The sequence below is a fragment of the Haloplanus sp. GDY1 genome, from assembly GCF_023703775.1.
Classification (GTDB): Archaea; Halobacteriota; Halobacteria; order Halobacteriales; family Haloferacaceae; genus Haloplanus; species Haloplanus halophilus.
On record NZ_CP098515.1, the window covers coordinates 130,761 to 154,567 of the forward strand.

Below are 23,807 nucleotides of genomic sequence, written 5' to 3' on the forward strand. Positions count from 1 at the left end.
GGTAGAGTACTGAGGGAGTATAGCGGTAAAGGCCTCAGAAGCTCCTTTCGAATGACTCGATGAATTCGCTGGGTTCCTCAACCTTCAGCTTACGTGATGCGAGGCGAATATCTCAATTTTAACCGTCGGAGGGTATCAGAAGTCGTCTTTGCTAAGTGGACGACTCTTTTCGTGCCCAGCGGCTTCTCGTACCGCTATCGCGTATTGGACACAACCACAGCGGTGGCTGAACGGGGTTATTCTTCGCTTGGAGCGATCTTCTTGCCAGCTGAGTATAAAAGTCGTAACGCAGGCCTTAAGATACACCGACTGACAATCACGCAGTAATGGATACCGGCTGGCGCTATCGGCTCGCGAGTGTTCTAGGCGTGGCCGTGCTCACAGCCGTCGGAGTCGTCGCCGTGAACAACGGGACGGTCCAGACGGCGGTGACGTCGCTGCCAATTCTGTCGCGACTGCCGACGGATCCGCCGAGTGGGGTTGAGTTCTCGATGGAGGTGTTGTTGTCCGTCGCCGTGATAACAGGAGTATTCCTCCCGTTGTACAAGCCCCAGCCGCGACGAATCCTTGACATCATCGCACTAGCCCACAAGCGGGTCCTCGTCGGCGTATTCGCGCTCGCGACGATCGGCTACTTCGATTACACCTACCGGCTGCCGCGGCTCACGCTCCTGTTGTTGGCGCCGATCCTACTTTTCGTGCTGCCGCTGTGGTTCATCTGGCTCCGCCAGCCTGACACGCGAACGGAACGGGCGGTCGTCGTCGGCGACGATCCCTCGATGATTGAGCGTATTGTTGAGGCGTACGACGGGTCGATGTTAGGATACGTGACACCTCCGACTCCGTATCGATCCAGTGACGATCTCCCCGATCAGGAGTCGTACGGCGTCACCGACGGCGGACAGGCGTCTTCCGAACACGGGTACGTGGGCGGACTCTCCCGGTTCGAGGATGTGATCCAGAAGCACGGTGCCGACTCGGCGATCCTTGCATTCGAAGGTGCCGACCGTGCGGAGTTCTTCGGTGCATTACATACCTGTTACGAACACGGGATCAACGCCAAAACCCACGTCGATCATGTCAACAGCCTCCTCGTCAATCCAACGAACGACGAGGGACCGATCGTCGATATCGACCTCGAACCTTGGGACGTTCAAGACCGGATGCTTAAGCGACTGTTCGATGTCCTCTTTGCGGGGACCGCGCTGCTCGTCTTATCGCCGATTATCCTGCTGATCACAGTAGCGATCAAGATCGAAGGGCACGGCCCCGTGTTCTTCACCCAAGAGCGAACGTACAAATTCGGAAATACGTTTACTGTCTACAAATTCCGGACGTTGAAGCCGGTCGACGAGGACGTCGATCTCGATATCGACGGAAGCAGGCGGACCACCTTGGGTGATTTCCTCCGCGTAACTCATCTAGACGAGATACCACAACTGTGGTCCATCCTGACGGGCGAAATGAGTGTTGTCGGCCCCCGCCCAGCAATAACCGAACTTGAGTCTGACTACGAGAGCCAGGTAACTGATTGGCGACAGCGATGGTTCGTCAAACCCGGACTGACCGGACTGGCACAAATAAACGACGCGACCGGTAAAGAGCCTCAGCAAAAGCTCCGATACGACATAGAGTATATCCGCAAACAGTCGTTCACGTACGACATCCAGATCGTCTTGCGGCAGATCTGGAAGGTGCTTGAAGACGTCTGGGGTTCCCTCTATGACAATTAGGACATCAGCGATTTGAGTCCCTGTTGTAGCGGTATTCTCGGCTCAAAATCCATCTTGTCCCGTATCAGCGTGATATCCGCTTCACTCTCCGCGATATCTCCTTTCCGCTCCGCTATGTGAACGATATCTGAATTCGAATCTGATAGATCCTGGATTGTCTCGGCCAATTCTCGGATCGAAGTCGCTGAACCGGTACCGACGTTGTACGCGTATCCCGTTTCGTCCGTCTCGGCCGCGTACATATTCGCCCGCACGATATCGTCCACGTGAACGAAATCACGTGTCTGCTGGCCGTCGCCCTCGACCGTCAGATCTTCTCCGGACTCGGCTTGCTCTCTGAAGATACTTATCACGCCGCTGTAGTCTCCAGCCGATTGACGCGGCCCGTAGACGTTGAAATAGCGGAGGGCCACCGTTTCAATGTCATACAGCTCGTTGTACAGCCGCGTGTAGCGATCGACAGTTAGCTTCTCCAAGCCGTACGGTGAGCTAGGCTCCTTCCGGTGACCCTCGTCTATCGGCGTGTATTCAGGGTTACCGTAGATGGCACAACTCGACGCCACGATCACACGGAAGTCCCGCTGCCGAGCCAATTCTAAGATGTCTATCGTCGGTTCGAGGTTACTGGAGAAACTTCCGGGAGGATCTTCTATCGAGCGTTCGACGCTGACCTGTGCGGCCTGATGGAACACGATATCGACGCCCTGAGTCGCCCGTGACAAATCGTCCGTGCTACGAACGTCTCCGACGATGAGCTCTGCGTGCGCAGGCAGATTCTCCCGTGATCCGGTAGAGAGGTTGTCGAGAACCCGGACCTCGTTGTCGTCGACGAGCCGATCGACGAGGTGCGATCCGATGAACCCGGCTCCACCTGTAACGAGAACGGTCTGATCCGTTGGGCCCCTTTCAGTCATCGCTGTCCACCCGCGGGTAAGTGTTCGCGAGAGCGCGGCGGTAGCTCCGTATCGACGTTCCCGAGCGTCACCACAGTTGCGGACGTGTCAGCCGGCATCGCGTTCTTCGCGTCGTAGACGAAGCTCGCCCGGTCGCCGATCCGCTCCAGATCGAACGCGTCGTGATCCACGAGGAGAACGACCGCGTCGGCCGCCTCAATCTCCCCGTCGCTCACGGCGTCCACGATCGGGATCCGGGCTTCCTCGGGGTCGACGTGCGGATCGACGAGAGTCACGTCAGCGTGTCCGCGGAGACCCTCGAACACGTCGATCGCAGGCGAGTGCCTGGGATCACTGACGTTCGGCTTATACGCCGCGCCGAACGCCAGCACCGAGGCGTCATCGAGAGAGACGTCACGGGCTTCAAGCGCGGTAGTCACGCCGTCGACGACCCGGTCGGGCATCCTCTCGTTCACCTCGTGAGCGTGCTCGATGAACGGGAGTTCCGTCCCGAGTTCACTCGCCCGCCAGATCAGGAACTGCGGGTCGATCGGGATACAGTGGCCGCCGACGCCCGGTCCGGGCTCGAACGCCTGGAAGCCGAACGGTTTGGTCCCGGCCGCCTCGATCGCCTCCCACACGTCGGCGTTGAGCCGCTCGACGAGCGCGACGAGTTGGTTCACGAGCGCGATGTTCACCATCCGGTAGGTGTTCTCTAGGGTCTTCGAGAGTGCTGCCGTCTCGGTCGCGTCTACCGGAACGGTCTCGGTGATGGTCCCGAAGAGCGTCCTCGCAGCGTCCCGAGCGGTCGGGTCGTTGGCACCAACCACGAGTGGGATGTCACCGATCTCGTGGCCTCCGCCGGGGTTGAGCCGTTCGGGAACCATCGCGAACAACGTTGAGCCGGCAGCCCGGTCGGCGGTGACGATCGGGGCGACCACCTCGTTCGTCGCACCCGGATAGACGGTGCTGGAGACGACGACCAGCGTTTCGCGCTCGCCCGCCTGCTTGGCGACGGTTTTCGCGGCGGCTTTGATCGCTCCCATCGCCGGCTTTCCATCCGAGATGTCGGTGGGAACCGCGATGACGTACGCGTCACAGTCCGCGACGACGTCGGAAGTTGCCGCCGGGGTGAATCCGTCGTTGAGTCCGCTCGTGAGGTCGGCGTCGCTCACGTCGTCAACGTAGCTGTCTCGGGCCCGCAGGCGCTCGACTCGCTTCTCGGCGATGTCGAACCCGTGGACGTCGAACCCGGCCTCCACGAAGGCGAGGCTCAACGGCAGGCCGACATATCCAAGCCCGATCACGCCGATTTTAGCCTCGCGGTCGGCGAGGCGTTCCTCGACGCCCCGCATCAATCGATCACCTCGTCGGTTCGTTCGTCGATCACATCACGCAGGATCCAGTCGAGATCCGCTGTGGGGGATTGACCAAGCACGTCGCGGAGCTTCGAGACGTCTGGCTCGCGCTCGTCGGGCTCCTCGAAGTCCTCGTCGTACGCCTCCTCGAAGGGAATGTGTGTGATATCCGAGTCGGAGCCGGTGAGTTCGATGACGCGCTTGGCGAGATCGTTGATCGACGTGGGACCCGGGGCGCCGACGTTGAACACGTCGTCGTGCGCGTCGGAGGTCGTCAGGAGGTCGTGGGTGATCGAGACGGCGTCTTCGACGTGGGTGAAGCTGCGCGTCTGCGTGCCATCACCGTAGACAGTGAGATCGTCGCCGGCGAGCGCCTGTTCGACGAACGTGGGGATCACCATCCCGTACTGCCCCGTCTGCCGCGGCCCCACGATGTTGAAGTAGCGGCCGACGACGACTGGGAGGTCGCGTTCGTTGTGGAATCCCAGCGCCAGAAATTCGTCGGCAGCCTTGGCGGTGGCGTATCCCCATCTCGGCGAGGTGGTCGAACCGTACACGCGGTCGTCCTCCTCCGCGAACGGGACGGCCTCCGACTTGCCGTACACTTCCGAGGAGGACGCGATGAACGTCGGTGTGACGTCGCTCGCAGCAGCTTCGAGGACGTTTTCGGTCCCTTCGAGATTCGTCCGCATCGACTCTAGCGGATTCTCGACGATCGTCTTCACGCCGACGGCGGCCGCGAGATGATAGACGGCGTCCGCGTCGGCGACGAGGTCGGCGACGAGGGAACCGTTGCGAACGTCGCCGTCGACCGTTTCGAGACGGTCGGTGTCGAGGTGTGCGAGGTTCGACGCGCTCCCCGTCGAAAAGTCGTCGAGAACGACAACCTGATGGTCGGTCTCGGCGAGGAGGTGGTCGACGAGATGCGAACCGATGAATCCCGCCCCGCCGGTGATCAGAACTGACATCAATCGGAATAATATCCGTGGTAGGGCAACGTTAACCTTGTGTATTTCGCTGTTCTCTGTCGCGTATCGAGCACACTGGTGACGAGCGGTCGATCGAGTCGGCGCTGCGGAACTTCGCGATCGCGTCGGCAGTTATGTGATGACAGGACTTCGAACGGACGAAGGACTAGTCCGTGATCAGCCGCCCGTCTCGATCGCGTCGCCCTCTGGGTCGGCCGTCTCAGTCGTGGTCGCGACATCCGGATCCGTGTCGCTGGAGAGATGCCGTTCGGCTTCCTCGCGATCCTCGGGATAGCCCACGTCGATCCGCCAGCCGTTGAGACCAATGGCGTCGATTGTGCGGCCCGACTGGATGAGGAGGTCGATCGCATCGCTTATTTCGTACTCGTTGCGGTTCGAGGGCTGGACGAGGTGGCACGCGTGGAAGATAGCGGGCGAGAAGGTGTAGAAGCCGGTCATCACGAGGTTCGACGGGGGGTCCTCGGGCTTCTCGACCACGTCGGTGATCTCGCCGTACTGATTGGTGTCACAGACGCCGTAGCGGGAGGCGTCCTCCCACGGGACCTTCTCGACGAGGAAGGCGGCGTCCGCACGGTCCTCGCGCTGGCGGTGGACCACGTCTTGGAGGTTCGCCTGGAAGATGTTGTCGCCGAGCATCAGCATAAAGTCGTCGCTGATGTGCTTCTCGGCCGTGAGGAGGGCGTGGGCTAGCCCCTTTTGCTCGCGCTGGTGGGTGTAGGTGATCGGGACGCCCTCGTACTCGTCGCCGTAGTGATCGATGATGGCCTCCTTCATATAGCCGACGACGACGATGAGCTCGTCCGCGCCAAGCTCGATGAGCTGGTCGAAACAGTGGGTGATGAGCGGCTTCCCGTCGACTTCGACCATTCCCTTTGGCTTGTCCTCGGTCAACGGCCGGAGGCGCGTGCCCTCGCCGGCCGAGAGTACGACGGCTTTCATTATAGTACTCGGACGTTCTGTTTATTCGAGTATAAGGATTTGTCTTTTTGATCCTGTGCGTCGGCGTTGACGAGGACTGGTACCTTTCTTTGCGATCTTCGAATACAGACGAGAAATTCGAATCTTCGAGTTGTGCCGTGATCTGCGGATCGGGTAACAGCATCTCCTGAATACCGTCTTCGGGATCAATCGTCGGGTCGTACCCAAGTTCGTCTCGCGCCTTTCCAATATCTGCAACACTCTGTTCGATGTCCCCGGAGCGGCTTTCGGTATGGACAATCTCTGACGTGCTTTCAGTTGACTTCCGCATCAACTCAGCCAGCTCTCGGATTGAGATACTCGAACCAGTTCCGACGTTGAACGCTTCCCCGACCGCGTCCGTCTCCGCGGCCAGTAGGTTCGCCTGGACGACGTCGAAGACATGAACGAAGTCTCGCATCTGTGTGCCGTCCCCGTGAACGGTCACTGGTTCGTCGTTCACCAACTGGTCCGCGAAGATACTGATGACGCCGCTGTACGGTCCCCCTCGCTGTCGCGGACCCTACACGTTGAAATAGCAGAGAACAACCGTTTCGAGTCCATAGATATCGTGGTACGTCCGTGCCTGATGATCCAGATAGGGTTTATCGATACCGTAAAAGGTGAGTTCGGACGTTTCGGATCCGATTCGGCGACTGGGATACTCTGTGGTCGATCATATATGGCGGCGCTCGATACAAGGACGACGCGAACGTTGTTCTCACGTGCGGTTTCGAGGACTGACAGGGTCGGGGTCGCGTTCGTTGCGTGGGAGAGCGTCGGCCGCTTTACCGACTTGTCGACGCTGACGAGAGCGGCTTCGTGAAACACTAGATCTTTCCCGTCTATCGCGCGCTCGACGGTGTCGCGGTCGCGGATGTCTCCCTTGATCACGGTTGCCTCGGGATTGACCTTCTCGCGGTAGCCGGTCGAGAAGTCGCCAAGGATCGTTACGTCGTTGACTCCAACGAGCGCATCAACGAAATGGCGCCTGATGAATCCCGCACTACCGGTGACGAGGATGTTTCGATCCTCTGGGAGTAGCGGTCATACGAAATCTTCTCGGGTGAGTGTTTAATAGCCTCCGGGTTTGAGATCGGGGTTGTTTTGACCCTCCCCGGGATAGGACAGTCTAATGTCGCCGGAACCTCACATCTTTCACCTCATTACCCGACTCATCGACGGGGGAGCAGTCAACGCGCTTGTCCCGATAGCCACCGAGGTCGACGGCTTCGACGTGACCGTCGGATACGGCTCCGAAGTGGATCAACACAACGTTGAGGCGCTTCACGAGGCCGGTGTTCAGACGAAACAGTTCCCGCTGATCCGACACTACAATCCCGTCACAGCCGTCGGCGCGGTGTTCACCGTTGCGCGTTTCATTGATCGGGAGGGATTCGACATCGTACACACTCACAGTACCGAGGCAGGAATTATCGGTCGTGCGGCTGCGCGGCTCGCGGGCGCGCCACACGTGGTTCACACGATCCATGGGGTTCCGTTCGTGGAAGATCGGAACGACCTGTTGAACTGGTTCGTCGAACGATGTGAACGGGTAGCCGCTCGATGGACCGATGTCCAGGTTTCTATCGCCGACGTCATCGCTGAGGAGTACCTCTCCCGCGGAATCGGTCGAGAGGAGCAGTATTCGACGATCCGATATGGTATCGACCTTGACGAGTTTCGAGACGCGGAACCGGCGACGGATCTCCCGGGGACGGAACCTCGCGTCTTGATGGTTGGGCGGCTCGCGGAAGGCAAGGGGTTCGACGTCTTACTCGATGCTGCTGAACGACTTGAAGAAGACGTTTCGATACTGATCGCTGGTGACGGTCCGTTACAGAGTGATCTCGAAAAAGAGATCTACGACCGGGATTTCGGTGATGTCGTTCATCTACTCGGCTATCGAACTGACATACCCAATATGATGGCGGGCTCCGATATTCTTGTCCTCCCATCTTTCCGTGAAGGCACTCCGCTCGTGATCATCGAAGCGATGGCGGCCGGACTTCCGGTTATTGCGACGAACATTGCGGGAATCCCGGAACTCATCGACGACACGAAGACCGGCTACCTCATTAAGCCGGGTGATGCGAGTACGTTGGCTTCTCGAGTGGATGAACTCGCCCAAGACTCGGACCAACGTGAGATGTTGGGTCACGCCGGTCAGAAGCGATCGAATGATTTTGAGACTGGACGAATGGTGTCTGATTATCAGTCTTTGTACGCTGATCTAGTGTTATGAAAGATTCATCTAAGAGTATCGTAGCACAATAGAAGGTCGTAAGAACAAATGCTGTCTGTCTACATCCCCTAATCGCTATGGTGAAAGTGAGTGTGATCATACCAACCTATAACAGACAGGAAAAACTGCCGAGAGCGATCGATAGTGTACTTAAACAAACACATACGGATTTAGAGTTAATAATTGTTGATGATGGTTCAACCGACAACACTCAAAAAGTGGTTGAATCGTATACTGATAAAAGAATATCATTCCATAAACATGACACGAATATAAATGCAAGTGCTGCTAGAAACACTGGGATTGATTATACAACAGGAGAATATATTGCGTTCCTAGATTCTGATGACGAATGGAAACCAAACAAATTAAAATTACAGTTAGAAAAATTAGAAAATAAGGGTGACTCTTGGGTGGGCGCGTATTGTGATATTGATATCCAACATACTGGACTTTTAAAACCGATCCGAAATATAATACACAAAAATAATAATTTGAAAGAGGGGGATAAAGAATTAATAAAAGAAATTTTACAATTAGATTTGTTACCATTCACATCAACACTAATTGTGAAAAGCGATATAGTGAATGAAATATCTGGTTTTGATGAACGGTTTGAACGTCACCAAGATTATGAATTCCTTATCAGGCTACTACAAAAAGGGAAATTAGCTTGTGTATCAGAACCGCTCGTTAAAATATATGAAAGCGAAAATCCAGATCCTGAAGTCATACATCAAGCAAAAAAGTTGCTCTTTGACGAATTTTCTGATATTATTGAGGATCTTGAAAATGATGGGTATGATATTAAATCCCCCCACCATTTCCAACTATCTAGATTGTATTTTAGTACTGGTGAATTTAGGGAAGGAATGCGACAGATGCAACTCTGCAATTCAATAGAAACTAAAAAATATCCTCTCGTATTTTGGTCATCATGTGTGGGTTTATTGACTAAATTTAGTTTTTATGAGAGCTAGCCACTGGAAATGTACCTCTGCTGACGTGTCGACAACTCCTCCAACAGACGGCCGCTGGCGGAAGCATCCTGACACTCACCGGCTGTACCGCCCCGAACCTTCCCGGACGCTCTGATGGAGCGTCGGTTCCGAAACCATTCACGGACGACACGTACACCGCGAGCTACACGACGGCCGGTCGCTGGCTGCAGGGGGGCCACGACGGCGGCCGAACGGGGAACACGCCCTCCACAGTTCCACGGGGCGACGTCGACGTGGCCTGGTTTCGGCGTCCGGGGACCGAGCCCCATAGCGCAACGGCGCCGATCGCCGGCCTGAGCCGGGTCTACATCGCTTATGCCGAGTCGCCGGATGACGCCGAGAACTCGGAAGCCTACCTTGCGGGGTTCGACGCCGAGTCCGGCGAGCAGCAACTTGACGCGCATCTCGGAACGGGCCGTGCCGTCGGACTTGCGCTCGTCGATGAGACACTCCTGGCCGTCACGCGAGGCCCGGACTACGAGCAGGCGACGCTGACAGCACTCGCTCGCAACGACGGGGCGACCCAATGGACGGACACGACCGGACGTGACTGGCTCGCCAGCAGTTGTGGACGGCACGTGCTACCTAGCGACGCGAGACGAGGATAACGCGGTGGACGCGCCGGCCTACACGCTGGACGGCACCCAACAGTGGTGCACAGGCATCAAGGGAGAGTGCTACGGCACCCTTCGCCGACAGCGATGGGGTCTAGGCGGATTAACTGACGGCCGTATTGCGGCACTCGCTACGACTACTGGCGATCAACGGTGGAGCAAACAGATCGCCACCTCTGAGGAGTATTGTCCGGACATTCAGGGCACACCAACTGTCGCCGACGGCCGCCTGTATGTCTCGGGAATCACCGAGGGACTCGTCGCCGCCGATACCGCCGATGGTAATGTGCTGTGGCGGACGACCGTGGTCGACGAAGACTACGGGAACACGATCCCCTCACCAGCGGTCACCGCCGAGACGGCGTACGTGAATACCCAGCACGGTGGCCTCGTCGAAATGGATATCGCTGATGGTTTGATTCGGTGGCGCTCGGTCGAAAACGGAGACAATCAACCGTCTGCTGCCGGCGATGTGGTGTGATCGTTCCACGGAACGACTCTGTCGTTGCCTACGAGACGAGTGACAGCCGAGCGTGGACGATCGGGGTCATCGTCCCCGATATCGGGATGGTGGGCTATGTTATGGGCACAGACGTCGCACTAGGCCACGGGATATGCTATATCGGAATTGCCGATGGCCGGATCTACGCGATCGGGAGCCGCGAGTAATCGCCGGGCGACCGCGTATCGGTTTGAAAAGCGGGGGTTCTGTACTCGGTCGATGTTTTGTCTGGACACGACACATCCAGCGGTATGAGCGAGTACCTGCGGAAACTGGATCGATATGCGCAACATTCAGCGGGGAGCCGAGTCGTTTCTTGCGGATGGTCACGCGGGATTGTCCTCGACGACTTCGAACTGCTCACATCTAGGGAGTCAAACACTATACACTTACATCTATTGCGAGGTGAAAATCCCTACGAGAATGTAAGCTATTATAATCTCTCTTGATCAACGATCCTCTGTGAATAGAGATATTTTCAGAGGGATTTTCTCCGTTCTTTCTGGGAAAATTACAATCTTATTCATATCTTTAGTAACAACGCCGCTAATCGTGAGGTTACTCGGGCCTGCAGATTATGGCAATTACTCGTTTATTTTGTCGGTGCTCTCGATCTTAAGTATATTAATGATAACAAGCGTACGAACTAGTCTCCGTAAGTATCTATCCGAGAATATTGAGAATCTTGAGTGGGTTACAGCGGTGTTTGGATTCTTTGTGCATTTAGGAACCATCTTGTCAGTCATTTTTGGAGGCCTCATAGTTGCGGTAGTTATTAGTTTGAGGACAATTGGAGCTATTGAATCACCAATTAGTGAGTATCTCTTAATTCTCGTGTTAGTCTTATTCGGCAATCAAATACATGGAATTTCTTGGAGTTCCTTGATGAGCTATAATCTTGAACATTATGCTGAGGGATTAAATATCGGTAAAAAAGTTATATTCTATTCAGTAGGTATTGTATTATTACTCTTTGGATTCGGCGTCTTTGGTTTGCTCCTTGCTCATATACTTGCTGGTATTCTTACTGGTCTTTTCGGCCTTCTGATATTGCGGAATAAATTAGACCTGAAACAAGCTGTGTTCTCGCTCTCAGGATATTCTGAAATATCTATAGATCGTATGCTACGATATAATCTTACCTCAACTGTATTGATTCTATTGACCGCATCTTTATATCATACAGATATTATCCTCATAAGAGGAATCTCTGGAAGTTCAGAGACCGGACTCTATAAAGCAGCTCTTCAAATCGCTCAATTTCTCTGGTTTGCACCGACAGCAATTCACGCAGTCTTTGTACATTCAACTTCAGAACTTTGGGCAGATAGCCAAGTTCAGAGAATCACCGAGATAGCGTCATTAGCTACTCGTTACACTCTACTCTTGTCCGTATTGCTCGCAATAGGACTTGCAACCTTAGCCGATTCACTGATGCCGATATATTTTGGCCCAGAATTTAGCCGTTCTATCGTCCCGTTACTTGTGTTGTTACCTGGGACTGTTGGCTTTGCAGTTGCAAAGCCGATCTACGCTATTGGACAAGGTAATGGAAAGCTCCGAGTACTTATTATCGCGACCGGGATTGCATCGGCCGTCAACTTCGGACTTAATCTCATTCTTATCCCGAGATATGGAATTCTCGGTGCGGCAGTAGCAACCAGTATTGGCTATCTGTCAATGGTTTTTCTACATATTATGAGTGCTCAGATAATCGGATTTAATCCGATCAGAGACCTCCGATTTCTGCGGATAGCTTTGACATCTATCATCTCGGGTGTCTTTATATATGGTCTCGATAAGTTGATTCAAGGAAATATTCTATCATTAGTTATTATCCCACCGTCTGGATTTCTCGTATTCGCAGGTTTGTGTATAATTACAGGTTCTGTTGATCAAACTGAGATCCAAAAGATTCTCAGAAAAACTTACTCTCTTAAATAACCAAGGTCTTCAAGTTGTTGTTCCACATCGGCGCCGAGTGATCCTTCTCTCGTTTGAACCTCGGTCAGGCTCTTTGTATGGCTATTTAATTTGCTTTCCAAGGAATCATTGGAGTTCCCAATTTTGATGAATTTCTCCTGGTCAGGATATTGAACTCCTTTCTGTTCTTTTCCCCCATAGATGACGTACTGTTTTGCTGGAGGCAACCGCTCTAATTCTATACCTTTTTTTGGAGCTTCCGTATAGTAATCCTGATTTGAAATATCGTAATATGTATATGTAAAATCACGTTGGTCTTGAGCTAAATCGATTGCGTTTGGAGACCGTCCGGATTCCCCAATAAAGCCTAGAACAGTAGGATAAATGTCTATCAGAGAGGTTGGCGATGATATTCTCTTGTTCTCTAATCGTCCAGTCGGATCACGAATTAATAGGGGGACTTTGATCACAGAGTTATGGACTGAAAAGTGATGGCCAAAGATTCCATCTTCCCCAAATCCATCGCCATGATCTCCGAATACAATTAGGATCGTATCTTCCCAGATTCCTCTCGATTTTAGACTATTGACAAGTTCTTCGATTAATGTATCGCAATATCGGATTCCGCCTCGATATAGATTCTTGAATGTCTCTACTTGACGTTCAGGGGGTTCTATATCACCTGCTGCTACTTTCAGTCGGTTCGTACGACTACCATATATACGACTTTGCCAGAGCGCATAATTATATAGAAGGCTCAGATCGCTACGTTCAGAAAACGTCGTATGATGAGGGGCTGGCGGTGCGTATTTCCAATGAGCATCATTCAAGTGGATGAACCAGCAGAACGGTTCGTTGATTGAATCTGTCGCAGATATCGCCCTATCGATTGTTTTTTGACCTCCTTTGTCGGATTGTAAACTATCCGCAAATATTGATTTCCAATTTAGGAACTGTGTTGTTGTATCCCAGGTCTCTTTGAGAATAAATTCTGATTTGGGGGAGAATTCACCTACAGCTTCGGCAAACTGTCCTTTTCGTGATCTTTCCGAATTCTCCGATCTGGAAGCGGAATCAGATACCTGTTTGAATCCCCGCAAAATTTCGCCTGTGGCTAACCACCCGTTTTTGTAGAATGCTTTTGTTTCATAGCCATTCTTAGAAAGAATCTGTGCGAATGTAGGATACTCCCCAAGTATATCCTCTCCAGTCTCCACCCCGTGCTCTGGAGGAAAAAGCCCGGTGAAAATAGATGTGTGCACAGGGAGAGTCCAAGTTGAGGGGGATATTGTGTTATCGTAAATTGTTGATTGAGATGATAACGAATTCAGGAACGGTGTAGTATTCTCATCTGAATCCGACATAAATGAAGTAAAATCACTCCGGAGACTGTCGATTGAGATACAGAGTATATTTGGGTGTTCCATAGGGAGTGACTTATTTGGACCGGTATGAAACTTCTGTATTGATTACCGTCTGTGGTTCCCATTAGGTCAGTGGATAGTCACAACTGACGGGGTTAGGTTCACAGAAAGCGTCTGGATGGGTGTGTGTGAGATTTCTCTACCACCCAGATGGCCTCAGACCTCGAAAATTTAGCGGTCTACCTTCTGTTGGGACTTCCGCTCCCCGGAGTCGAAGCCGCAGTTTTCGACTCCGGGATCAAAAGTAGTCACCCAAGTAGCGTTGATCAGAAGTTGATCAAGGCCGTTCCCGACACCACTCTGAAGACGTACTCTGACGACTACACGTTCGAGCAGTTGCACACGATTCCAGCTGATCAACTCGAAGCCGCTGTCAACGATCTGCTCGCGGATCGTTTCGAAATACGCACAAATCTGTTCTTTCTCTTGATTGGGGATGAACTGGAACACACTTTGCCGTTGAGTGTGTAGAACCCGGTCGCTGGTGTCTCGATTTTCATCAGCGGCCGGGTGATCGTCGGCTCACTCACCGTGTAGAATCGTTGTGAATTGTCCTATGGTTGTGGGTGCGAAATATCGAAGAATCCGACCGTTGTTCCATCGTCCATCCGGACATCCTCGTCAACCGTCCATTCCTCTTTACTGTCGTCGTCAGATCGTTTGTTGTGTGGATCGTCTGCCTCATCCTCGTCGAATGCGTCGGCAACGCGTTCTCGAGGATTTCATCGGCATTATCAGGTTGATTTGGCCTCTCCGTACGTAGAATTGCGTACGAGAGGCCAAGATCAGAGAGAAATCGTGGCAGATAGTTCGGATGGAACTTGACATCATATCCCGTGTTCAACAGATGCTGAATCTCTTGTTTGTTCTGCGTTTCGCCTTCTTCGAGTCGTTCGATAAGACGCTTACGCTCGTCATCGCCGAGCTTCGGAGGCCGCCCGCCTCCGAAGTTCGGCGTGAGTTTCCCGAGTCCACCCTCATTCCAGCGTTTGGCCCAGAGATTCTCGGTTGATTGGGATTTTCCAACATCATCGGATGCGTCTTTGAGTGTTGCACCCTTGTACAGCCGTTTGATGAAGATGAGTCGCTTACTCATCTTCTCCTCGTCTGTTTGTGTGAGGAAGCGGTTGAGATCGTCCTCACTGAGGTGACGGACGATCTCTTTCTCCCGGTTAGTCATTGTTATGCTAACTCAGGACACACCTAATACTTCTGTGTACTACTATTGCTCGACCACGTCGCGGCCCTGCCGTTCGAAGTCGCTGGACTCCTTGCCGACCGTGGATTCTACAACGGCACGTCGATTGAGCGACTGATGCTGTGGCATCCAGTCGCTCTGCCGATCATCTGCTGTGGGAAACAGATTGCCGGGAAACTGGACACAACGGTCTCCTACTGGACGGAGTATGTGATGTACGAGGGAAGCGAGCGGGAACTGCGTTTCCCGCTCGCGGTCTGTGTCTTCTACCAGCAGGGAACCGTGGCAAACACGGCCTGCTCGTCCGAGCGTACGTGGCGTGCGATCGGTTAGATCGCACGCCTAAAGAAGTCAAATTCTTCTATGAGAAACTCTCTGCGATCGAGACAGTGTTCCAGACGATGCGCGAAGCGCGTGCGCGGACAAGTACGACTAATTCAGCTGTGCGGTTGTTGTTCGTCCTCGTGAGCTTCCTACTGCGGAATCTATGGTTGATCGTCTGATGAGGGGTGCTCGCCATGTATGGCGAGCACCCCTCATCAGGTTCCGTTTCGAGGTGTTTCGGGAGTGGATTGATCACGCTCTTGACGAGACGTTAGATCGGAAGTGGGAAGCACCGACTAACGGTGTCGGTATCCCAGCGACCTACAGCCAGCTAGACGCGGGCTGAAGCTACCCGCGTCCAGCGGTAGCCCTGTACGTAAGTGATGGCTTCGTCTCGTGTCTGGACTGACGGCGCTCTCACTGGGGTGAGAGCACCGTCTCTGTTGGACTCAATGAATCGGCCGCTCTGATCTCATTCATTTCTCTCCAGAAATTGAGTCAGCAATCAAAAACGATTGGAACTACCGACAATCTACAACCACCCCACATTTCTACCTTACCTGATAGGAACCAGCAGAATAGTTCATATCCTCAAGACGCGTAGGAAATCTTATCACGACGTGGGGCGGCAAGTTAGATAGTGTCGATGAGGAGCAGTTTCGCCAGCAATCGCGCACGGAAACGGATGTGAGGGCGGTCAAACGCCTCACGAGCGCTCTGCTGTATCGACAGGAAAAACTCACCGGCAGAGATTGAGAAGTTGCTCGGTTTCCCCGAACAAACGGTGTACGATTGGCTTGCCACCGTCGCCGAACCGAGCCCACCACGCTCGGCAACTTGTCTCGTGCCAGCCAACACACCAGACTGACCGACGAACAGGGGATGAGCTGACGGCGACGCTCGCTGCGTCGCCGTCTGCGGCGGGCTACGACGAACCCGCGCGGACGTCCCAGTTCGTCCGTGATCACCTTGCCGACGCGTTCGACGTAGAGTACTCCCTGGCGCACATGTATCAAGTGCTGAAGCGGGCGGGTGTCTTACCAGACAGCCCGCCCGCGCCACTACAAGGCAGATCCAGCCTGGCAACGAGAGTGGCGTGCCGAGTTCAAAAAAGTGGCTGACGCTGAAGGCAGTCTGCTACACGACCGTCGTCATCGACCAGCACACGCAAGTCATCAAGACGAAGTAGACACGGGGACGGTTCCCGGTGAACTCGCGCCCGAGACCGAGACTTTCGAGCGGGCGAACGTCGCTTAATCTCTTGGGTGTGGTCACCGATGTCGGTGACTCCTACATCACCACGGTCACGGGCCGGTTGACTAGCGAAGTCTCCAAGCACTTTGTTCGACTGCTTCAGCAGGAATTCGGTGAGAAGTTAGCGATCGTCTTGGTCAACGCTCCGTACTTCATTGAGCGATCATTCAAGAAGCAGGCTGCTGCCGACGGCCTGCTTCTTGTACCTACCGCTGTATTCGCCGCAACTGACCCCGTTAGAACAGTGTGGCGACAATTACAGGCGAAACGCGCCAACCGCCTATTTCGCTCAATCAACGAACTGACCGCGTATCTCGATGAGGTGCTTCCAACACTTGTCTCGCCAAGAATCTATGAGTATCTCTGCTGACCCCTATAGTGCCCTCTAATATGTGTTGTTAGGTGGGGAGATCCTACTTCGATGCCCGTAAAAAGACCTCTCTTCCACGCTGAGAGATCTCCGTGACTTCGGAGCCAGCATCTATGAGGAGTGTCTTGACTTCAGATGCCTCTCTACCGAAGTCCCTGATTTTCTCCGTATGTACTTCGACGTACACCAGTCGGCAGTTCTCGCGAAAAATTGAACCGGAGTACGGAGAGTTCGACACTCTCGACGTCGATCTTCACGACTGTCGGTTTCGGCAGCTCGCGTTCTTTGATTATCGAGTCGTCTCTGGCAGTCTCGACTCCGAGAGTGCGTTCGTCATTGCCGGTCGCGGTGGTGTGGTCATCTATATCCGACTTTGTCTCCTCATCAAGCAAAGTATATATGTATTCAAGTCGCGTTTTTTGACGAAGAATATCGAATATGAGTGGAAAAAACTGGGAGCTAACTAGAGGTTGCCTCTCGCATCTATTTTATATATTTATCGCGCTCCCAATATTCACTACTCCAAATATGAGACAGATGTATTATATTGGACTGATCGGTGTCTTCTTACTATCAATATACACAATTATGATTCATGAATATCTATCCATATCTAAAAATTTCCTTTTTATGATTTCCTTATATATTATATTTATTATTTATTGCGGATTTTCACTGACATGGACTTCTTCTACAGAGATAGCAATTATAAAATTTTTCGATTTGCTAATAGTTCCGATCGCTTTAATATCATATCCACAAATATCTGTGATGAAAAAAGGAGACATCAATACTGTACTGACATTGATTTTTTATATTTCGATGATTGTTTCGACCCTCATCATTTATAGTAGTGCTTTGTTGGGAGATCCACTTACTATCTTCAACACAACCCATATTAATATAGGTAGATCAATTGGATTAGGACTACCTATCGGCATATATTATTTATCTAATAAACATATGAATTCAATCACGGTCGTGACTGGATTGTTTGTTATATTAGTATCTTTAGTTATGATTGAATCAAGAGGGCCAGCGTTGGCTGCAATTTCTTCATCGATCCTCGTAGGTTTTTATTGCATTTCAACCCGAATGGGATTATACAGATCAATATTATCTGCTCTCAGTATCCTTCTATTAATGATAACAAGTTGGTTCTTCGGTATGTTCACAACACTTTCGTCGGACATAGACCTAGGGGATTTTTCAGTACTCGTCAGTGGTAAGTTAGGTTCCTCAGCAGAACTTCGTATTGAGTATTATTATAATGCTTTGGATATGTGGGCGAATTCTCCACTCATAGGTAGTGGATTAAGTGGATACTTTGCACAGTATGGTACATTTCCACATAACATAGTTCTCGAAATTGGTGCCGAGCTAGGCTTAATCGGAGTTATACTATTCGGATCATTTATCATATCTGGATATAAGTCAATCCGAGCTCAAAGCAGATCTACGCTAGGAATAGTGCTACTCGCTATGATTGTCTTTGCTTTAGTTAATGCTTCTGTATCATCAAGTCTGCCAGGACAGAGGCTACTCTTTTTTGCTCTTGGGTTGGCAGTATCCCCTGCATTATTCCGATGAATCAATATCGGATAAAACCCTATATTCACAAGTCTTCAAATGACATATGATCTCATAAGAACACAGGACTTATTCATATGAAAGAATATCTAGCTGAAAGGATGTCAGATACACCTACGGTGTCTATCGTAATGCCTACATTAGACATATATGAGTACCTGCCCAAGACGATCCCGGCGATACTAGAGCAGACGTTTTCTGATTTTGAATTTTTAATTTTGGATGGCGGATCGACAGATGGAACGGTTGAATATATATCAAATTTAGACGATTCACGAATTCGAACGTTCAAAAATTGCGGCAGTATTGTAGAATCTCTTAATAAGGGTGTAGATGAATCTAGAGGAAAATATATCGCTCGAGCAGATGGAGACTCAGTTCCAGAAATTAATTGGCTTGAGAAATGCGTAGACTTTCTTGAAACCAATCCGGACTATGCTGTCGTAGGAACACAGGCCAAGCGAGTCAGGCCAGATGGATCGACTTCTACTACCGAGATGCCAACTAATCACAAAGAGATCACATTGACTCTTCACTGGAAGAATCCTATGGTACATCCATCTGTAGTGATGAAAAAACAAGCAATTAAAAAAATAGGTGCATATAGGGAAAGACACTGGGAAGACTATGATTTATTTATTAGATTAGCTAATAGATACAAACTTGGAAATCTTTCGGAAGTTCTAATAACTGAATATATTCGTAGAGATAGTATTGTTAACTCAACGTCAACAATAAGATGGTTTGCTGCTAACCTACGCTGTAGTTTCTTTGCGATTCAAACTACAGACCACTCTCTGATAGATGTTCTACGATCAGGTAAGCAGATCGCAATTCCAGCAGTATATGCATATTTTAAGGCTTCAGGCTAGCGCTGGGCAAACGTCTTCTGGAGGGACAAACGCTGGTAGCGTTAATTATAGTAGCGTTTGCAACTGATTACTCATTCGACCGCACGACAGCGTGCGGTCGGCTGTGCACATAGTGGCAACGGCTACTATAACTTCGGGGAGTGTTTCTCAGTACCGATGACGTAGAGTCTGGGTGGAAGAGATAAGTGATTATCGCAGTAATCATTATTCAGAGTATGACCTTCTATGACCGGACGGAGGAACTCGACGCCTCGACACGACGTTCGAGTCGCCAGGCCACGACTTCTACGTGGTCTACGGTCGGCGTCGCGTCGGGAAACCCGAATTCCTCAAGGAGTTCTGTGCCGACCAGCCGCATGTCTACTTCCTGGCGGTCTAGGAAGCCGAAGATCGGCAGCGCGAGAAGTTCGTCGGGAACGTCGCCGACTACTTCGACGACCGCGTGCCCCGAATCGACGGTTGAGACGAGCCCCTCGACTACCTCGGCGAGAAACTCGCCATCGAACGACTCGTCGTCGCCATCGATGAATTCCCCTACCTCGTGGCAGAAAACGACTTCCTTACGTCCTACCTCCAGTCGTTCGTCGACGGGCAACTCTAGGGAACCGATTCGATGATCGTGCTGTGTGGCTCCAGCGTGAGTACGATGGAGTCAGGGTGTTCGACTACGAGAGTCCGCTGTACGGTCGCCGTACGGGTCAAATCGATGTGCAGCCGTTTTCTTTCCAGCAGGCCAGGGATGTCATCGCCTACGATATCGAGAACTCGATCCGGTCGTTTGCGGTCACGGGTGGCACCCCGATGTATCTCACCCTCTTCGACTACGATCACCTCCTCCCGGAGAACATTCGGAGGCACATTCTCTCTCCGACAGCCCGCCTCTACAACGAGCCCGAATTCCTCCTCTGCACGGAGTTACAGAACCCGCGCGATATATGAGTATCCTCGAGGCGATCGCAACCGGGCACACGACACCCAACGAAATCGCGGGGGCGACCGGCATCGATTCGGGGCCGTTGTCGAAGTACCTCCAGACCCTCCGGCGGCTGCGGTTGATTGACCGTGAGGTGCCGGTGACGGCGTCGGCGAAGCAGTCCAAGCGGTCGCGGTACCAAATGGCCGACGAGTTCCTCCGGTTCTGGTTCCGGTTCGTCGAACCGAACCGCTCCAGCATCGAAGAAGCACCCGACGCCGTCTACGACGGAACCATCGAACCGAATCTCCCCGACCACGTCGCAACGGCGTTCGAGGCCGTCTGTCAGGAAGCTGTCTGGGTAGTGATCCGTCGTGGCGAACTCGAGTCGTATTCCGAGGTCGGGCGGTGGTGGTACGGCGAAGACGAGATCGACATCGTCTGGCTTGCCCCGGACGCCGACCGGATTCTGTTCGTGGAGTGTAAATGGACGAACGGGCCGGTTGGCGCGGCTCTCGTGTCGACCTGCGGGAGAAAGCCGAGCGTGTTCGCTGGGAACCGGACACGCAAGACGAGGAATTTGCGGTGTTCTCGAAGAGCGGATTCGTCGATGGGCTCGCTGATGACGTAGATGAAGACTGGCCGCTGTTTGGGCTGCGCGGAATGAGAGCTCTTCTGTAGTCGAACTACGCAACAGGCCGAAGAGAGCGGTCTAACATCCTCCCACGGCTAAACAGTAGTTGCTGAAGTGGGAGAGAATCGATTGTCGTCGCGGTCGTTGTCCCGATATGGTCGCGTTCCCGACTGTTCCGATCTGTTCGTCGGATTCAGCTCAACGATCACTCCGGCGAACGTCCATCTATTCTCACTCTGGGACGTCGCAGATATACTCACTCCGTTGACACTCCCTCTATCTCTTCACCGAGGCCTCGAAGTCGATCAGTCGCGCACGGTATCCGCTGCGAGCTCCTCTTGAGTGCCGTCACAACGAAATTTTACCAACGTGACGTCAAACTGAAGGCGGATCGAGTCGCTGAACGACACCATCGAAATCATCGTCGAAACTCAGTATCTGGTCAATCCTGTGTTGATTTGCAACGGCGACGGTGGTTACGTCGATGAAGCTCAACTCTTGGTCGGTGTCCTGCTCGAACACGCCGATCGCGTCGGCGAAGATGGCTGGTGACAGATAGAGTAACTCCAAAACGTGAGGATACTCGTCTTGACCACGGAGACGGCCACTCAATCGCTTGGCTACGGCGAACGATCCCGTCCACTTTCGGGTCACCGTGATCACTTCGTCGAACACATACTCAGAGAGGTATAGATGTCCCAATTCCCCCGTAATCAGTTGCAAACGCTACCATAGTAGGTTTGCCCGCGTCGTCACTGCAGCGGCGTCTCGAGAGCCGCTAGTCGTCGCGCACGGTAGAATCGGACCCGTCGCGTCAGGATCCGCCAGCAGACGGCGGCGACCGCCGCCCCAGCTGCGTTCACGAGCAAGTCAACGATGTCGGCGGTTCGCGTTGCAAGCGTCGACTGCAACAGCTCGATTCCTGCACCGTATCCGACAGCGAGCAGAAACACCGCAAGCAAGACAGTTCGATCACGCCACGGACGCCCCTGGAAGGCGTACGCGAGCGTGACCGCGAGTCCGGCGTAGGCGAGTCCGTGGAGCCACGTCCCGTATCCGAGCACGCCGAACGGGCCGGTCTGGAGCACGCCGCTTCCCGGGGGTGTAAAGACGGAGTAATACAGGATCGTCGCTGCGACCGTGAGGACCATTCCCCACCGGAGCGACCGCGGCACGAGCGGGACGCGAACGTGAACCATCCTATCCGGAAGGTCCCATGAGACCGACTAAAGCCTGCGGTTCCGACAGGAGTGTCAGTTGTCTCTCGTCCGTCCCTACTCGAGGCCACGATCGCGCATTACTGTCGCCCCCGGCTCAACGCGCACGTCACTTCCGAGCTTCACGCCCGCGTTCAGACTCACGTTGATGCCGGTTTTCACGCCGTTGCCCAGCACAACACCGAGTTTCCGACGCCCGGTGTCGACGCGTTCGCCCTTGACCGTCATCTGGACCGACTTGTCGTCGTGGCGCAGATTGGCCACTTGCGTGCCGGCACCCAAATTCACATCACGCCCGAGTATGGAATCGCCGATGTAGGACAGGTGTGGGACCGCCGCGCCCGAGAGCAAAATTGAGTTCTTCACCTCGACGCCGTGCCCGGCGTGGACGCCGGAGCCAATTGCTGTTGCCCCACGCACGTACGCATTCGGCCCGATTTCAGCGTCCGATTTCACGACAGCAGGCCCTTCAATAACGACTCCGTCTCGGACAGTTGCGTCCTTCTCAATGACGACGTCTCCCTCTACCCGAGCGCCGTCCGCAACCTTCCCGCGAATATCCCGCTGGATGTCTGCGAGTATCCACTCATTCGCTGTCAGCAGTTCCCAGGGTCGACCGACATCGAGCCACTGGCCGTCGTATTCGACCACCGAGATGTCGTGATCGTCGTTGAGGAGTCTATCAAGCGTTTCGGTAATCTCGAATTCGCCACGCTCGCTCTGTTCCGTTTGATCGATATACTCGAAGACAGCCGGCTCGAACGCATAACAGCCGACGTTCGCGAGATCTGTCGGGGGATCGGACGGCTTTTCGACGATCTCTTCGAGCGAGCCATCCGGAGCAACCGATACGACTCCGTAGGCAGTTGGATCCGAAACAGGCGTCGTTGCAATCGCGTGTCCGTGAGCGTCCGCAAGGGCGTTCGGGAGTGTCGAGTTGACGAGCACATCGCCGTTGAGTACGATAAACCGTTCATCAATCACAGACTCTGCTTGTTCAATCGCGTGTGCCGTACCAGCCGGCTCGTCCTGCTCAACGTAGGTGATTGGCGTACCACGATACGCATTCCCCAGTTTCGCTCGTACGTCGGCCCCCCGATAGCCAATCACAACGACGAACTCATCGACGACATCGAGACACGTGTCGAAGACGTGTTCGAGAAGCGGCCGACCACCGGCGGGAAGCAGCGGTTTCGGTTGAACGTCAGTCAGCGGCCGCATTCGGGTTCCTTGACCAGCTGCGAGCACCACTCCGTACATACACTCTCCGATCTGGGAGCGATCCCTAAAGAGGTGAGTGTGTTCTCTATCAAGAACCGGGCCTGGTGTTGGTTGCTACCCAACAAACTAGAACGCTCGTCTCCCCCCATAATGACAGTAAATTTGTATTAGTGACCACAACTCAACCTATGCTGTCGCCAGCGAGGATATTGGTTAGATATGATTCCACTCTAAATGACAAAATATAAATATTCCTTCCCTCAATTTATATATTATACATCTGCAAACAAAATACGATGGAAGCTCTGGTCTGTTGGCGGCAACTCATTCATCGATTTCTTTGGAACGGGTCGCGCTCTGCGGAAGCATCGAACATGGAGGGAATTCGAACTGGAGAAAAGGCGTGTGCTGTTCACCAAGACAGTTATAGCAAATCCAGAGCAGGGAAGCACTATGAGGGAACGTCGAAAAATCTGGTGGTCCAATATCTGAACCGTTCTCCTCGAGAGCTAGTCCTGTCTGCAACGACGGCGCTGTCTACGAAGATCCGGGAAGGATCCACAGAGTACGCAGTA

The 23,807-nt window shown here is 53.0% G+C and carries 18 protein-coding genes and 3 pseudogenes; 10 read left to right on the forward strand and 11 right to left on the reverse strand.

What is annotated here, in order from left to right; genetic code table 11:
* Positions 1 to 326: 326 nt before the first annotated feature.
* Complete coding sequence (locus tag NBT67_RS16655; RefSeq protein WP_251344434.1) at positions 327 to 1,733, forward strand: sugar transferase; 1,407 nt, start codon at positions 327 to 329, stop codon at positions 1,731 to 1,733.
* On the opposite strand, the gene NBT67_RS16660 is transcribed toward NBT67_RS16655, so the two are convergent.
* The 5 genes and pseudogenes from NBT67_RS16660 to NBT67_RS18215 form a co-directional block, all read right to left on the reverse strand.
* Positions 1,730 to 2,647 (reverse strand): NAD-dependent epimerase/dehydratase family protein, encoded by a 918-nt coding sequence (locus NBT67_RS16660; protein WP_251344435.1) that lies wholly within the window; start codon positions 2,645 to 2,647, stop codon positions 1,730 to 1,732. The genes NBT67_RS16655 and NBT67_RS16660 overlap by 4 nt on opposite strands.
* A complete protein-coding gene (locus NBT67_RS16665) occupies positions 2,644 to 3,981 on the reverse strand; it encodes a nucleotide sugar dehydrogenase (protein WP_251344436.1) in 1,338 nt (445 codons plus the stop codon). The genes NBT67_RS16660 and NBT67_RS16665 overlap by 4 nt, the downstream gene beginning before the upstream one ends.
* On the reverse strand, positions 3,981 to 4,952 hold the full coding sequence (locus NBT67_RS16670) for an NAD-dependent epimerase/dehydratase family protein (RefSeq protein ID WP_251344437.1): 972 nt from the start codon (positions 4,950 to 4,952) through the stop codon (positions 3,981 to 3,983). Before NBT67_RS16670 ends, NBT67_RS16665 begins: the two co-directional genes overlap by 1 nt.
* Positions 4,953 to 5,129: 177 nt before the next feature.
* On the reverse strand, positions 5,130 to 5,912 hold the full coding sequence (aglF, locus tag NBT67_RS16675) for a UTP--glucose-1-phosphate uridylyltransferase AglF (RefSeq protein WP_251344438.1): 783 nt from the start codon (positions 5,910 to 5,912) through the stop codon (positions 5,130 to 5,132).
* 157 nt (positions 5,913 to 6,069) lie between these two features.
* A pseudogene (locus NBT67_RS18215) lies at positions 6,070 to 6,953 on the reverse strand (NAD-dependent epimerase/dehydratase family protein); the annotation flags it as partial.
* A gap of 112 nt (positions 6,954 to 7,065) precedes the next feature.
* On the opposite strand from NBT67_RS18215, the gene NBT67_RS16685 reads away from it, so the two are divergent.
* The 4 genes from NBT67_RS16685 (at position 7,066) to NBT67_RS16700 (ending at position 12,236) form a co-directional block, all read left to right on the forward strand.
* Complete coding sequence (locus NBT67_RS16685) at positions 7,066 to 8,175, forward strand: glycosyltransferase family 4 protein (protein WP_251344439.1); 1,110 nt, start codon at positions 7,066 to 7,068, stop codon at positions 8,173 to 8,175.
* Between the two features lie 80 nt (positions 8,176 to 8,255).
* Positions 8,256 to 9,155 (forward strand): glycosyltransferase family 2 protein, encoded by a 900-nt coding sequence (locus NBT67_RS16690; RefSeq protein ID WP_251344440.1) that lies wholly within the window; start codon positions 8,256 to 8,258, stop codon positions 9,153 to 9,155.
* A gap of 633 nt (positions 9,156 to 9,788) precedes the next feature.
* Positions 9,789 to 10,271, forward strand: a complete 483-nt coding sequence (locus tag NBT67_RS16695; RefSeq protein WP_343218039.1) for an outer membrane protein assembly factor BamB family protein — start codon at positions 9,789 to 9,791, stop codon at positions 10,269 to 10,271.
* Between the two features lie 483 nt (positions 10,272 to 10,754).
* Positions 10,755 to 12,236, forward strand: coding sequence for a flippase (locus tag NBT67_RS16700; protein WP_251344441.1), 1,482 nt, complete (start codon positions 10,755 to 10,757; stop codon positions 12,234 to 12,236).
* Here the strand turns inward: NBT67_RS16700 and NBT67_RS16705 are convergent.
* Positions 12,221 to 13,642, reverse strand: coding sequence for a sulfatase (locus tag NBT67_RS16705; protein ID WP_251344442.1), 1,422 nt, complete (start codon positions 13,640 to 13,642; stop codon positions 12,221 to 12,223). The genes NBT67_RS16700 and NBT67_RS16705 overlap by 16 nt on opposite strands.
* A 378-nt stretch (positions 13,643 to 14,020) precedes the next feature.
* Positions 14,021 to 14,819: pseudogene (locus NBT67_RS16710) on the reverse strand (IS630 family transposase); the annotation flags it as partial.
* Between the two features lie 45 nt (positions 14,820 to 14,864).
* Here NBT67_RS16710 and NBT67_RS16715 point away from each other — a divergent pair.
* Both NBT67_RS16715 and NBT67_RS16720 read left to right on the forward strand, forming a co-directional pair.
* Positions 14,865 to 15,170 (forward strand): hypothetical protein, encoded by a 306-nt coding sequence (locus tag NBT67_RS16715; RefSeq protein WP_251344443.1) that lies wholly within the window; start codon positions 14,865 to 14,867, stop codon positions 15,168 to 15,170.
* Between the two features lie 1,198 nt (positions 15,171 to 16,368).
* Complete coding sequence (locus NBT67_RS16720) at positions 16,369 to 16,785, forward strand: transposase (RefSeq protein WP_256474723.1); 417 nt, start codon at positions 16,369 to 16,371, stop codon at positions 16,783 to 16,785.
* Between the two features lie 43 nt (positions 16,786 to 16,828).
* Here NBT67_RS16720 and NBT67_RS16725 read toward each other — a convergent pair whose 3' ends face one another.
* On the reverse strand, positions 16,829 to 16,972 hold the full coding sequence (locus NBT67_RS16725; protein WP_251344445.1) for a hypothetical protein: 144 nt from the start codon (positions 16,970 to 16,972) through the stop codon (positions 16,829 to 16,831).
* Positions 16,973 to 17,223: 251 nt separating this feature from the next.
* On the opposite strand from NBT67_RS16725, the gene NBT67_RS16730 reads away from it, so the two are divergent.
* The 3 genes and pseudogenes from NBT67_RS16730 (at position 17,224) to NBT67_RS16740 (ending at position 20,841) form a co-directional block, all read left to right on the forward strand.
* A complete protein-coding gene (locus tag NBT67_RS16730) occupies positions 17,224 to 18,375 on the forward strand; it encodes an O-antigen ligase family protein (RefSeq protein WP_251344446.1) in 1,152 nt (383 codons plus the stop codon).
* Between the two features lie 77 nt (positions 18,376 to 18,452).
* Positions 18,453 to 19,247, forward strand: a complete 795-nt coding sequence (locus NBT67_RS16735; RefSeq protein ID WP_251344447.1) for a glycosyltransferase family 2 protein — start codon at positions 18,453 to 18,455, stop codon at positions 19,245 to 19,247.
* A gap of 215 nt (positions 19,248 to 19,462) precedes the next feature.
* Positions 19,463 to 20,841, forward strand: a pseudogene (locus NBT67_RS16740) (ATP-binding protein).
* Between the two features lie 328 nt (positions 20,842 to 21,169).
* On the opposite strand, the gene NBT67_RS16745 reads toward NBT67_RS16740, so the two are convergent.
* From NBT67_RS16745 to glmU, 3 genes are all read right to left on the reverse strand, one after another.
* On the reverse strand, positions 21,170 to 21,517 hold the full coding sequence (locus tag NBT67_RS16745; RefSeq protein WP_343218040.1) for a type II toxin-antitoxin system VapC family toxin: 348 nt from the start codon (positions 21,515 to 21,517) through the stop codon (positions 21,170 to 21,172).
* 29 nt (positions 21,518 to 21,546) lie between these two features.
* Positions 21,547 to 21,993, reverse strand: a complete 447-nt coding sequence (locus tag NBT67_RS16750) for a VanZ family protein (RefSeq protein ID WP_251344449.1) — start codon at positions 21,991 to 21,993, stop codon at positions 21,547 to 21,549.
* Positions 21,994 to 22,068: 75 nt separating this feature from the next.
* Positions 22,069 to 23,271 (reverse strand): bifunctional sugar-1-phosphate nucleotidylyltransferase/acetyltransferase, encoded by a 1,203-nt coding sequence (gene glmU, locus NBT67_RS16755; protein ID WP_251344450.1) that lies wholly within the window; start codon positions 23,269 to 23,271, stop codon positions 22,069 to 22,071.
* Positions 23,272 to 23,807 lie beyond the last annotated feature (536 nt).